Origin of the sequence: Streptomyces aurantiacus, assembly GCF_001418335.1 — a bacterium.
Classification (GTDB): domain Bacteria; phylum Actinomycetota; class Actinomycetes; order Streptomycetales; family Streptomycetaceae; genus Streptomyces; species Streptomyces aurantiacus.
In genome coordinates this window covers 1-12,140 of sequence record NZ_LIPP01000103.1, presented here as the reverse complement: position 1 = coordinate 12,140, position 12,140 = coordinate 1, and the positions used below count along the sequence as shown (strand labels likewise).

The following is a 12,140-nucleotide window of genomic DNA, read 5'->3' as shown; positions in this document are numbered from 1 at the left end:
TGGCGACCCGCCCACGCCCGGAGGGGCACCCTCCGGGCGTGGGCGGCCCGGCGCAGGCAGATGTCGTATTTCCGCCAGCCATCGCCGTGACCAAGGGCGATGCTGGGAGACATGCAGAACGGGATGCACACCGAGACCGAGCGCTGCGTGCGCGCTGTCCAGTCGAAGGACGCCCGCTTCGACGGATGGTTCTTCACGGCGGTCCTGACCACCCGGATCTACTGCCGGCCCAGCTGCCCCGTCGTGCCGCCGAAGCCGGAGAACATGACGTTCTATCCGAGCGCCGCCGCCTGCCAGCAGGCCGGTTTCCGGGCCTGCAAGCGCTGCCGCCCCGACACCAGCCCAGGCTCGCCCGAGTGGAACCGGCGGGCCGACCTCGTGGCCCGCGCCATGCGGCTGATCGGTGACGGGATCGTGGACCGCGAGGGTGTGCCGGGGCTCGCGACCCGCCTCGGATACAGCACCCGGCAGATCGAACGCCAGCTCCTCGCCGAACTGGGTGCGGGACCGCTCGCCCTGGCCCGTGCCCAGCGGGCCCAGACCGCACGCCTGCTCATCGAGACGACACCACTCCCGATGGCCGAGATCGCCTTCGCGGCGGGCTTCTCCTCGATCCGCGCCTTCAACGACACGGTCCGCGAGGTCTTCGCCCTGGCACCGAGCGACCTACGCACCAGGGCCCCCAGGAACGGCGCCAACGCAACCGGCAGCAACTCGACCGGTACACCAGGGGTGTTGGACCTACGGCTCCCGTTCCGTGCCCCGCTCAACCCCGACAACCTCTTCGGCCACCTCGTCGCCACCGCCGTACCCGGTGTGGAGGAGTGGCGCGACGGCGCGTACCGGCGCACGCTGCGGCTGCCGTACGGCCACGGTGTCGTCGCGCTCACTCCGAGACCCGACCACATCGGCTGCCGGCTCACCCTCAGCGACCTGCGCGACCTGACCGTCGCCATCAGCCGCTGCCGCCGGATGCTCGACCTGGACGCCGATCCGGTCGCGGTCGACGACCAGTTGCGTACGGACCCCGTACTGGCGCCCCTCGTCGACAAGGCACCGGGCCGCCGAGTGCCCCGTACGGTCGACGAGGCCGAGTTCGCCGTACGGGCCGTACTGGGCCAGCAGGTGTCCACGGCCGCCGCCCGTACGCACGCGGCACGCCTGGTCACGGCCCACGGGGACCCGGTCGACGACCCCGAGGGCGGCCTCACCCACCTCTTCCCGTCGGTCGAGGCCCTGGCGGCACTCGACCCCGAGGCCCTGGCCATGCCGGCCACCCGCCGAACCACCCTGACCACACTCGTGACCCAACTGGTCGACGGCACCGTGCACTTGGGCGTCGAGGGCGACTGGACGGAGACCAGGGCCAGGCTGCTCGCCCTGCCCGGGTTCGGGCCCTGGACCGTGGAGGTCATCGCCATGCGTGCCCTCGGCGACCCCGACGCCTTCCCGACCACCGACCTCGGAGTCCGCTACGCGGCAAAGGAGTTGGGCCTGCCGTCCACCCCCGCCGCACTGACGGCGCGTGCCGCGGACTGGCGGCCCTGGCGGGCGTACGCGGTCCAGTACCTGTGGGCGACGGGCACGCACCCGATCAACTTCCTCCCGGACAGGCCGCATCAGCCGTCAACACCTCAAGTACCGGCCAAGCGCCGCCGCCAAGCACCGAAGGACATCCCGTGAAACAGCACACCGTCATCGACAGCCCGTACGGACCGCTCACACTCGTCGCCACCGACGGAGTCCTCTCGGGGCTCTACATGACCGACCAGCGCCACCGCCCGCCGGAGGAGACCTTCGGACGACCGGACGACACGCCCTTCGCCGAGGCGACCGAGGATCTACGGGCCTACTTCGCGGGCGAGTTGAAGGACTTCGCCACACAACTCCGCCTGGACGGAACCCCGTTCCAGCGCTCGGTCTGGGAACAGCTCCGGAGGATCCCGTACGGCGAGACCCGCTCGTACGGCGAACTCGCGGACGCCCTCGGCAACCCGAAGGCCTCCCGAGCGGTGGGCCTCGCCAACGGCAAGAACCCGCTGGGGATCATCGTGCCCTGCCACCGAGTGGTGGGCGCGGACGGCAGCCTTACGGGTTACGGCGGCGGCCTGGAGCGCAAACAGCGGTTGCTGGACTTCGAACGAGGAGCCCGAGGAGCCCGAGGAGCCGGAGGAGCCGGAGGAGCACGAGGGGCACGAGGAGAAGAGGACCTGGCACTGTTCTGACAGGTCAGGCGGCCAGGCCCCGCAGCAGCTGGGGCAGGCTCGTGCCGATCGGCTCCCGGATCACCTCGTCGGCCCGGTCGTCGTACGGGGTGGGCTCGGCGTTGACGATGACGAGGCGGGCCTCGTGATCGGCGGCGACACCGGCGAGCCCCGCGGCGGGCTGCACCTGGAGGCTGGTGCCGACGGCGATGAAGACCTGGCACGCCTTGGCGATGGCGAGCGCCTCGCCCAGTACCTCCGGGTCGAGCCGCTCACCGAACATGACGGTTGCAGACTTGAGGATCCCGCCGCACTCCAGGCACGGCGGATCCGGCTCCCCGGCCTCGACCCGGGCCAGGGCGTCCTCCATCGGCCCGCGCGCACGACACTTCGTACACACGACACTCCGGGCGCTGCCGTGCAGTTCGAGCACCTTGCGGGCGGGCATACCAGCGAGCTGATGCAGCCCGTCCACGTTCTGCGTGATCACCCGGACGGGCACCCCGGCCCGCTCCAGCTCGGCCACCGCCCGGTGCGCCGCGTTCGGCTCGGCGTTCAGCGTCCGGTTCTTGCGGCGCATCTGCCACGAGCGGCGCCGGATCTCCGGATCACCCATGTAGTACTCGTACGTCACGAGCTGCTGCGCTTCCGGATCCCGCCGCCACACACCGTTGGGGCCGCGATAGTCGGGAATCCCGGAGTCGCAAGGCATTGGTTGATGTAACACAGCGAGCTGGGCAACAACGGTTCAGGTCCTGACCGTTCGACAGCGGGACAGGGTGACGTGGATCAAGCAGTCGTTCCCCACCTGCTCGTGTCCGCAGGGCCCCGAAAACTGGGACCTACCTCCGTCCAACCGGACAGGCCCAACGAACGGCTGGTGTCCCCAGGCGAGGAACAATGGCTTGATCCATGTCAAGCCGCGCTCACAGACTGCATCCCCGGGATCGGGGAAAAGGCCTGCCTCCTTTGGTGGACTGCACGTTCCGCACGGCGGACGGCTACCACCAGCAGTATCTTGACCGCAACATCAACGGCCACGGCGGGACCGGTGTTTCCTGTCCGATCGGTATGGCTCCGGCCAAGGGAGGAGTTCCGCCATCGACCCTGCTCTCCTGGCGGCGTTGTGGAGGGAACGCCATCCGTCGGGCCCTCCCGTCGCTCACACGTTTCGCACTAGGTACGTGGATCGCTGGGTGCGCTTCCACAGCCTTCCCGACTCGAAGCGCTACCCGGCGTCCGAGGACGAGTACACGATCGTGCTGAACCGATACAACACGATCCTCGACGAGTTGTTCGCGGGCACGGACGTGTTCGTGGTGACCATGGACTGGTCGAACACACCGACCGGGCCCGCGGGCTACCCGACGCCACGACAGACACTGCATCCCGACGGCATCCGCTGGTGGACAGAGTCGGAGCAGGACGATCCCGACCCGGAGTTCCACACCCACACACGCCTGTACGCCGACCGGCACCGGTGGAACCGCGGCTGCCTAAACGGGCTGCTGCGAGCCGTCGCGGACGAGGCGCTTGTCGAAGTCTTCGTTGCCGACACGGAACTGCGACGCATCCACCATCCCTACGACGGCGGCGCAGACGTCATCCTTGCGACGCCTGCAGAGCGTGACCGTGTGCGTGTCCAACACACAGACTGGCTTTCCAGCCACCCAGCCGGCCTCTGAGAGCCGCAACGGCTCCCCCGCAGTGGTCTGTCAACGCGGCTTGATGACTCACGTCAAGCCGCGTTCACAGCCCTTTCTAATGCCATCGGGATGACCTGGGCCGCGCACAGCACCTGTGCGAACGTAACCCCTTCCTGTAGTTGCCAGGCCTGAGAGTCCTTGCCAGCCCGGGTTCCAAGATCCTTACCGAGGGCGATGCTGACCGGCTCTGATCCGGTGAGCAGTACCTGCGCAGTTAAATCCCGCGCACACAGGCGGCGGGCCAGCGTGGTCGCGGCCGCGAGTCGACCTTGAGGTGGATCGCGCAGAGATGGCAACAGCTCCAACGCACAAGCAATCCAGTTTGTGGTGACGGAGCCTCATCTAAGCTGTGTGCTGCGACGTAACCAGCACAGGGGATGGAGGGGACGGACGCCATGATGAGAATCAGCATGGATGGCCCGGGCGCTGATGGGGAACTGCGTTCATTCCGGTCATGGCTTTTGGAAACTCCCGATATTCGAAACCACGCCAAGATCTCATGGGTAACCGTCGATCCCGATGCTGGAGAAATGGGGGCTGGAACCCTCGAAACGCTCCAGCTAATCACGGATAATTTTTGGCAGATTGCGACTTTTTCTCTGAGTTATGCAGCATGGAGGAATACGCGGGCCAAGTCCCCTCGAGTAACCATTGAACACGATGGAAAAATCGTAACAGTCGAGGGCAGTGATAACGACACGATCGAGCGCATCATTCAGGCACTCACCGAGGAGTAGCGGATTCCGTGACCCTTCCTGACCCCCATGGGACTCGCGCTGTGCTGATTGGTGTGAGTGAGTACACGAGCTTGCATAAACTCCCGGCGGTGAGAAATAACGTCGCTGCCTTGAGGGAAATCCTTACAAGCTCGTACTCATGGAATCTCCCGTCTCGGCACTGTGTGACGATCCACAACCCAAAGACTCCAGAGGAATTGGTAGATCCGATTCTTCGGTGTGTCGAAGAGGCAACCGACACGTTGCTGGTGTACTACGCTGGCCACGGACTCAAAGGGGCAAATAGGGGCGAGTTCCGCCTCAGTCGTTCCACTTCCAGGGCGGGCGCTCCGCACACTTCGACGGATTATGACGACATTCGAGAAGCGCTCATTGAATCCACAGCGAATCGACGAATCGTTATTCTGGACTGCTGTTACGCCGCTAGCGCCCTTGGCGTAATGGCAGATCCTGTCGATTCCGTAGCTGAAGACGCGATAGTTGAGGGAACTTATCTAATTGCCGCCTCGGGGGAAACTCAAGCAGCAATTTCAGAGGATGGTAGCGGCTTTACCGCATTTACAGGCGAACTGGTGCGCCTACTTCGAGATGGGGTGCCGGATACCACTAAGAAGTTTATGGACCTGGATACGATATTTACCCATCTGCGCAGCTCGCTACGTGCGAAAGCGCGCCCTCTCCCTCATAGGAGAGTACGTAATTCTCCTGGAGGTCTGACGCTTGCCTGGAACAGGCAATGGGTCGGCTGGTTTGATGCATCCCATCTTTCAGGGGAGCAGGCTTATCGACCGCTCACTAGTGATCAAGCCGCTCAAGTAGTGGCTAGCGAATCGGCAAAAGCGTTGGATCGCCGGCCTGGGGGGTGGCCGACGGCTAAGACGGTCAAGCCCAGCTCGACCACGTCCGAGACCGTGACCCCGGCGATCCAGCAGCCGGGCGCTTGGCCGCCAGCTGACACTGTTGCACCACCTGCGGCCCCGGAAGCAACTACTCCTGCGGCACGCCGCCCTGGGGGGTGGCCGAAAGTGAAGCAACCTCCTCAGAAGGCGACGTCACCTGGGGTTACATCAATTGATGAACTATGGCCAAGAATCCTCGAGGCGGTAAAGGAGCGGCGACGCTTCGCCTGGATCCTCCTTAGTCAGTATGCCGAAGTAACTCGCTTCGACGGCAAGAAGCTTGAATTGGTGTTCTCGAATGACGCTAGTAGGCAAAACTATCTATCCTCAGGGTGTGACGAGGTACTTGAAAAAGTGCTTCGGGAAGTTTTTAAGGTCCCGTGGGAGGTAGACGTAAGTAAACTGGATTCCCGCGAGTCGTTGAAATAGCTCGCTTTCGCTCATCGAGCCAGATCGTGGGCTCTCCCGCAATCGTGGCCACCTGTCTTGGGCGCAAGTGAACTTACCCTGGAAAGCCCGGTGTGGGTGGCTTGAAAGAACCCGGTTTCTCAACGGAAATTGGGCCCGGTTTATGTACAGCAGCTTCAGAACGGAAGTTTGGGTGTAGCGGCGCCCCGCTTAATGATCATGACCCTCTCGTGGAAATCGCGCGTGGACGTTTCGCGGGTATACTTGGAACGAAGTTTCTTGTCCAGTTCATCGGCGACTAAAGCAACGATAGGAGGGACTTGCGGTTGGCTTCGAGGGCTTTGGTGCCCATGCCGATTGCCTCTTCTATCTCGCCGGTTCGAGCTGCGGCGACTCCGAGTGTGAGGCGGGCCTCTGCCACACGCATGGGGGAGATTTCGGTGCCGTCGGGGCCGGTGCTGATGGGGATCACTGAGCGGGCGTGGGTGGCGGCGCGTTCGTCGTCTCCGAGTAGGCGGTAGGCGTCCATTTGACCCACGTCAAGCCGCGCTCCCAGACCTTTTGTGGCAGTCCTCGACGTGCCCTGAAAGGGATGCAGCTTCTACCCAGTTGAGCCCTACCACCAGCAGTATCTTTCAGACAGCAAAAACTTGGATGGGTACTGCGGGTTGGGCGAACCGGGATCTACGAGGAAGGTAACGGGCGTCTTGCCCGACGGGCGTCACTCCGGCACCGGAGGACACTGAGCGGTAGCCCGCCACGCTCGCATCTGCCCCAACCTGCAGTGCCGCCAACGCTTGCTCAGGACGACGACGCAATGGCGAGCTGTGTGCACCGTTTGGGCGATCTGACTCCGCCATGCATCAGCCTTCCTTGAGCCCCTTTCGGTCACAAACCTCGCTGCGGGCATGATTCGCAGAGCGCCTCGCCACGATTACAGTCATGGCGACTTCAGGGGCAAGGAGCGGTCGGTTCGGTGGTTTAGGGCAATGGTGGGGCGTCCTGGCCGGCGCACTACTCATCGCCGCGTGGATCAACAGGGCAGCAGGGCCAGTGGTGATCATCACCCTCTCTGCCGCCGTGCTCCTCTGGTCATTCTTTCAAGCTCCGGTGACCTGTGCGGCTCCAGTCAGGGGACGCGACGACGGGTGCCGCAACAACGCGACCGGCATCCTCATGGGCTGCCACATCCATCAACACCGATGGCAGAAGCTCAAGATGCTTATCCTCCGGCGACGAGTGCGTGAGTTCTGTTCCGGGTTGTTCTCGGACGGCAAGGCAGCCCTCGTCACACTCGCAGCAGTAGGCAGCTTCCTCTCTGGACTGGTGGCGCTGATACCTGGCGTCGTTGTCCACTGATCTAACGGGTCACAAAGCGGCAAGGGCTCAGTGTCTCTGCCTTTCGCAACTGCGAGTCCGTCCAGACGGCGCAGCGCCTGAAGTGGATTATCAGCGCAGGCGAGAAGATAGGAAGATCCACATGACTGTTTGCTGTGCCTAGATGAACAACTGGTGATACCCTAACCCCGCCCTAAGCGAATAATCGCCACAGTATGGCAGCTGGTCGAGCTAGCGGGAGCGGGCTATGTCAAGCGGATCAAAGAAGAAAGCAGCCCGACGCACGGTTTCCTTCTTTCGCATCGTGAAAGAATTAGATGCGACAAAAGATATTGTGCGACTTCCAAACGCCGATTGGCAGGATTTCCTGGGAAAACTGGCCTCGCGGAGTGTCGTAGATCGCACCTACCAGGGACCAGCTCGGCGACTCATAGGCGAAGTCCTCACGGTGGATGAGACGTATGCATTGAAACTGATGGAACCTCGCGACGAGAACTCATGGCTCGAAATACTCAGGCAAGAGGAAGCCGCAGAACCCGTTAATCCAGATTCGATAGGCGAGTTGGTGGAAACGACGGTAATAGTATTCCTGGATAGGAAGAATATTGCCGGCATCATCCGCGGCTCAACGTCCTCGCCTACACACACCGCGCTCGGTGAGTGGCTGGAGAATTTGCGACTCGATGGGCAAAAGCTCTTCGACGAACCCAAGGGGCTTGTCCGGGTGGAAGCCGCACTCACCAAAGGGCAACGCAAGAAGCTCAACGCTTCAGACGGCGTATCCGAGACAAAGGTGCGCATCAGTACATCAAAAGCAGAAGCCTTGGAGCATGTCGGTTCTGAAATCATGGCTGACACCCTTAAGCGCCTGAGGCGAACGTACGGTGATATTTTCGTCACAGTTACGCTGCGCGTACCTAGAGGTAAGGCTTACGACCAAGCCCGAAGGGCACTGAAAGATGAGGCATTGAGGCTGCAAAACGTTACGAGCGCAGCTGAGTCGGTATCCGCCACATTGGTCACCTATGACGAAGAGTCACGATCGCACCAAGAAGAATTAGATTTCATCTCTCAAAGGATTACGGCGAAGAAATCTGTACCGCTGACAGGGGATGATGGAGAGCCTATCCGCAACTCATCGGCTGTCAGAGCGATCATGGCTGCCGCGGAAGAGTTGCGGAGCGAGCTAGACGGCGTCGCGTAGCTGATAAGTACAGGTGGGGAGCACTGTCAGTGGGAGGCGCTAAGGTCTGCCTTACATGGGAGGTGGGGCCATGACCGTTCTCTCGAAAATCATGCATCCATTCGTTCGCTTTGGGCGCCACTGGCTGTCTCGTAGCGGCTACGATCTGGCGGCTGTGATCTTCGTTATCTTTGTGCATCTAGCTGCGCACTTCCTTTGGTCGACACCAGTGCTGCTACACAGCATTCCCACAGAAAAACGACCGAGCCTATATGGCGCTACAGCCACCGTGGTTTCGCTGACTGGCACGCTCGCTAGCGTGACGGTGGCGCAGTACCTAACCAACCGGGGAGATCGCGTAGAGGAGCTGAAGCGTCGGCATCCAGAGAATCTTGCTCGCGCATGGCGCGGGGTGTTCTTGGGTTCCGTTCTAGCTACTGCTCTCTTTCTTGTAGCGTATGCACTCGACAGTCGCACCAAGTCGGATGATCTCGGAAGTTGGCTATTTGAAGCAGGCGTCATGCTGGCTCTAGCTCGATTTGTGCGCCTAGCCCTGTTGTTCGGAGAGTTGATTCAATTGATCGTCCTCGACGACACGAACCCACTAGCCAACGAGGGGTTAAAATTTACTGGCGCTATCGGCATCTTGCCCGAAAAGGAAAATCAGGAGAGTTGAGTCGTTCTGTGAATAGTTGCGCTGCGATTTAATCAATTCAGATAGCACTACCAGCCTCGGGCGTGTCTGTGCCCGAAAGGGCTGTGCTCCGTCCTCCTCCTGCGGCTGGCTCAGCTCGGTGCCGCGCTCGGCCTGCACCTGGTCGTCGCCGGCCAACGCGTCGGCTCCGACCTCGGCCCCGGCGTCACCGCACTGCGCGCCCAGCTCGGCGGCCGGATCTGCCACCGCGTGAACGACCCCGGCACAGCAGAGATGACCTTGGGCGACCTCAACACGTACCGGCCCCCGCGACTCTCGACGAAACGGCGCGCGTCCTTCTCCTGCTCTTCCCTGCTCTTGATGTCCCGGCCGGTGGCCGGACGCCACTTCGTGCCGCTGCCGGCGGGGTGATCCGGTGTCGGGCGCGCAGCCCGCGCGGTTAACTCCTCGTCCTCCGCTTCGAGGGAGAGACGGACCAACCCCGCCCAGTTCTGGCCGTCTAAGTCTCCCCAGTGTGCTCGCTGTACCAAGTCATCCGTCATGGCGCGAGGTTACTTCTGCCGATGCCCTGTTCCGTGGAGACACCTGCGCCACTGAGAAGGGCGACGAGAGGCTTGCTCATGTGCCGAGAGTAGAGCGCCCGCCCGGACGGGGCGAACCGTTATCGGCGGGCTCCGGCAGCCCTCTCACCCCCGCACCTCGGTCAGTGGTCTCAGTACTCTCAGTGGACCCGGTGGCCGTTCTCCAGTTCCGCCGTTCCTGTTTCCTCCGCGAGTACGTCCAGGGCGGCGGCCACGCGGCGGCCCAGGGAGCCCGGCATGTACCGGGGCAGCTCCTCGCGCGGGACCAGTCGCCAGGAGAGCAGCTCCGACTCCTGGAGGCGGATCGACGTGAACTGCTCCTCGGTCAGGACGCCGCCGTCATACAGGTACGCGACGCCCGGCGGATGCCCGGCACCCGGCACCCAGTCCACCGCGAGCAGCCTGCCGAGCGCGAGGTCCAGGCCGATCTCCTCAAGGGTCTCCCGGTGGGCGCCCTGCCGCGGGGTCTCGCCGGCGTCCGACTCGACGGTTCCGCCCGGCAGCGCCCAGCCCTCGCGGTAGTTGGGCTCGACGAGCAGCACCCGGCCCTCGGTGTCACGGAAGAGCGCGGCGGCGCCGAGGAGCACACGGGGGAGGCCCGCGATGTAGGTGTCGAAGTCAAGAGTCGTCATCGGAGCAGCCTAGCGAGATCGACGGAGCGGTCCGCGTGATCGTCAACTCCCGGTGGGCATACACCCGGTGTGCCGAACTGCTGCCGGTTATATCCGCTTTATATGCTTACGGTGTCGTGTCGCATGGGAGGATCGTGGGGTTTTATTCGTATGGGGTATTGAGTATTACGTGTGGGGAGTCCCATGAAGTCGTTGAGTCGTACGACGGTCCTCGCGGCCGGTGGCGTCGCGGTCGCCGCGGTCGTCGCCACCCTGTCCGGCACCGGTGCCGCCTCCGCCGCTCCCGCTCCCGCTCCCGCTGAGCCTCTGGTCACCACCGGGGACGTCGGCGTGCGGACCGGGGACCTCGATCTCCTGGAGGACGTGCTGGAGCACATCAGCGTGCCGTCCGGGAGCACCGGTCCGCTGACGCACCAGCTCTACGACTCGCGCGGGACCGACGCCGGCTGACCGGTCGCTGCCCTCCGGAGCCTGATCGACCGCTGTCCGGGTCCTGAGAACCGCCCTGGGCAGCGGCCCCCTCCTGCGGTTAGGGTCGCAGCGGCGCGACTGCCTTGACGTGTGCAAGGCCCGAGGAGCAAGGGGAACGCAAGGTGGCGGACGCTGCAGTGAACCGGACCGGCAGCCAGATCCAGCGGGTACTCATCGCCGCGGACAAGTTCAAGGGCTCGCTCACGGCCGTGCAGGTGGCCGAGCGGGTGACGGCAGGACTGCACCGGGTCGCGCCCCGGGCCGAGGTCGAGGCGCTCCCGGTGGCCGACGGCGGCGACGGCACGGTCGACGCGGCGGTCGCCGCCGGGTTCGAGCGGCACGAGATACGGGTCGCCGGGCCGCTCGGGAGCGAGGTGGCCGCCGCGTTCGCGCTCCGCGACGGCACCGCGGTCGTCGAGATGGCCGAGGCCAGCGGGTTGCAGCGGCTGCCCGCCGGGGTCTTCGCGCCGCTCACGTCGTCCACGTACGGGTCCGGGGAGCTGCTGCGGGCCGCGCTCGACGCCGGGGCGCGGACGATCGTGTTCGGCGTCGGCGGCAGCGCGACCACCGACGGCGGGGCCGGGATGCTGTCCGCGCTCGGCGCCCGGTTCCTCGACGAGGACGGCGAGCCCGTGCCGCCCGGCGGCGGTTCCCTCGGGCAGCTAGCCACGGCGGACCTGACCGGTCTCGACCCCCGGCTCGCCTCCGTCGACGTGGTCCTCGCCAGTGACGTGGACAATCCGCTGACCGGGCCGAAGGGCGCGCCGGCGGTGTACGGGCCGCAGAAGGGTGCCTCTCCGGACGAGGTGGCGGTGCTCGACGCGGGGCTCGTCCACTTCGCCGCGGTCCTGGAGAAGGCGATCGGGGGCAGGGCGGCGGAGTACGCCGTCGCGCCCGGTGCGGGGGCCGCCGGTGGTATCGGGTACGGGGCTCTCGTGGGGCTCGGCGCGCGGTTCCGGCCCGGGATCGAGGTCATGCTCGATGTGCTGGGCTTCGGGCCCGCGCTGGAGCGGGCGACGCTGGTCATCACCGGGGAGGGGTCCCTGGACGAGCAGACCCTCCACGGGAAGGCTCCCGCGGGGGTGGCCGCTGCCGCGCGGGCCGCGGGCAAGGAGGTCATCGCTGTGTGCGGGCGGTTGTCGCTTGCTCCTGAGGCGCTCGGCAGGGCCGGGTTTCGGCGGGTGTATCCGCTGACGGATGTCGAGCCCGATGTCGGGCGGTGCATGGCGGAGGCGGGGCCGATTCTGGAGGAGCTCGCGGGGCGTATCGCGGAGGACTTCCTCACCTGAGTGTTTCCCGCCCCCGCCGCCCCCGAACCCCCGGTCC

13 protein-coding genes and 2 pseudogenes are annotated in these 12,140 nt (G+C 64.6%); 12 read left to right on the top strand and 3 right to left on the bottom strand.

Annotated features, from left to right (window positions below; all coding sequences use genetic code 11):
- The first annotated feature begins 123 nt into the window (after positions 1-123).
- Positions 124-1,683: an AlkA N-terminal domain-containing protein gene (locus AOK01_RS15285; protein ID WP_079103446.1), complete on the top strand. Its 1,560-nt coding sequence runs from the start codon at positions 124-126 to the stop codon at positions 1,681-1,683.
- Positions 1,680-2,225, top strand: coding sequence for a methylated-DNA--[protein]-cysteine S-methyltransferase (locus tag AOK01_RS15280; RefSeq protein WP_079103439.1), 546 nt, complete (start codon positions 1,680-1,682; stop codon positions 2,223-2,225). The genes AOK01_RS15285 and AOK01_RS15280 overlap by 4 nt, the downstream gene beginning before the upstream one ends.
- A 4-nt stretch (positions 2,226-2,229) precedes the next feature.
- Here AOK01_RS15280 and AOK01_RS15275 read toward each other — a convergent pair whose 3' ends face one another.
- Positions 2,230-2,916, bottom strand: coding sequence for an SIR2 family NAD-dependent protein deacylase (locus tag AOK01_RS15275; protein WP_055511833.1), 687 nt, complete (start codon positions 2,914-2,916; stop codon positions 2,230-2,232).
- A gap of 272 nt (positions 2,917-3,188) precedes the next feature.
- Here AOK01_RS15275 and AOK01_RS45075 point away from each other — a divergent pair.
- The 4 genes and pseudogenes from AOK01_RS45075 to AOK01_RS46550 all read left to right on the top strand — a co-directional run.
- Positions 3,189-3,293, top strand: a pseudogene (locus tag AOK01_RS45075) (peptide-methionine (S)-S-oxide reductase MsrA); the annotation flags it as partial.
- A gap of 35 nt (positions 3,294-3,328) precedes the next feature.
- Positions 3,329-3,889 carry a DUF3885 domain-containing protein gene (locus tag AOK01_RS15270; RefSeq protein WP_425424738.1) on the top strand — a complete coding sequence of 187 codons (561 nt, stop codon included), beginning with the start codon at positions 3,329-3,331 and terminating at the stop codon, positions 3,887-3,889.
- A gap of 416 nt (positions 3,890-4,305) precedes the next feature.
- On the top strand, positions 4,306-4,647 hold the full coding sequence (locus AOK01_RS43575; RefSeq protein ID WP_157871329.1) for an effector-associated constant component EACC1: 342 nt from the start codon (positions 4,306-4,308) through the stop codon (positions 4,645-4,647).
- 8 nt (positions 4,648-4,655) lie between these two features.
- Entirely contained in the window at positions 4,656-5,975 is a 1,320-nt protein-coding gene (locus AOK01_RS46550) for a caspase family protein (protein ID WP_079103437.1), read from the top strand.
- A 277-nt stretch (positions 5,976-6,252) separates the two neighbouring features.
- Here the strand turns inward: AOK01_RS46550 and AOK01_RS45070 are convergent, their stop codons facing one another.
- Positions 6,253-6,483 (bottom strand): hypothetical protein, encoded by a 231-nt coding sequence (locus tag AOK01_RS45070; protein ID WP_063792802.1) that lies wholly within the window; start codon positions 6,481-6,483, stop codon positions 6,253-6,255.
- Positions 6,484-6,896: 413 nt separating this feature from the next.
- On the opposite strand from AOK01_RS45070, the gene AOK01_RS45065 reads away from it, so the two are divergent.
- From AOK01_RS45065 to AOK01_RS45060, 4 genes and pseudogenes are all read left to right on the top strand, one after another.
- Positions 6,897-7,313 carry a hypothetical protein gene (locus AOK01_RS45065; protein ID WP_245702265.1) on the top strand — a complete coding sequence of 139 codons (417 nt, stop codon included), beginning with the start codon at positions 6,897-6,899 and terminating at the stop codon, positions 7,311-7,313.
- A gap of 226 nt (positions 7,314-7,539) precedes the next feature.
- Positions 7,540-8,496 (top strand): hypothetical protein, encoded by a 957-nt coding sequence (locus tag AOK01_RS43565; RefSeq protein WP_157871325.1) that lies wholly within the window; start codon positions 7,540-7,542, stop codon positions 8,494-8,496.
- 70 nt (positions 8,497-8,566) lie between these two features.
- A complete protein-coding gene (locus AOK01_RS43560) occupies positions 8,567-9,151 on the top strand; it encodes a hypothetical protein (RefSeq protein ID WP_157871323.1) in 585 nt (194 codons plus the stop codon).
- A gap of 84 nt (positions 9,152-9,235) precedes the next feature.
- A pseudogene (locus AOK01_RS45060) lies at positions 9,236-9,424 on the top strand (FtsK/SpoIIIE domain-containing protein); the annotation flags it as partial.
- Between the two features lie 427 nt (positions 9,425-9,851).
- On the opposite strand, the gene AOK01_RS15255 reads toward AOK01_RS45060, so the two are convergent.
- The gene (locus tag AOK01_RS15255) at positions 9,852-10,343 is read right to left on the bottom strand and encodes an NUDIX domain-containing protein (RefSeq protein ID WP_055511828.1); all 492 of its coding nucleotides are present in this window, start codon (positions 10,341-10,343) and stop codon (positions 9,852-9,854) included.
- Positions 10,344-10,526: 183 nt separating this feature from the next.
- Here AOK01_RS15255 and AOK01_RS15250 point away from each other — a divergent pair, with 183 nt between their 5' ends.
- Positions 10,527-10,793 carry a hypothetical protein gene (locus AOK01_RS15250; RefSeq protein ID WP_055511826.1) on the top strand — a complete coding sequence of 89 codons (267 nt, stop codon included), beginning with the start codon at positions 10,527-10,529 and terminating at the stop codon, positions 10,791-10,793.
- A gap of 143 nt (positions 10,794-10,936) precedes the next feature.
- Positions 10,937-12,103 carry a glycerate kinase gene (locus AOK01_RS15245; RefSeq protein ID WP_213862100.1) on the top strand — a complete coding sequence of 389 codons (1,167 nt, stop codon included), beginning with the start codon at positions 10,937-10,939 and terminating at the stop codon, positions 12,101-12,103.
- The last annotated feature ends 37 nt before the right edge of the window (positions 12,104-12,140 follow it).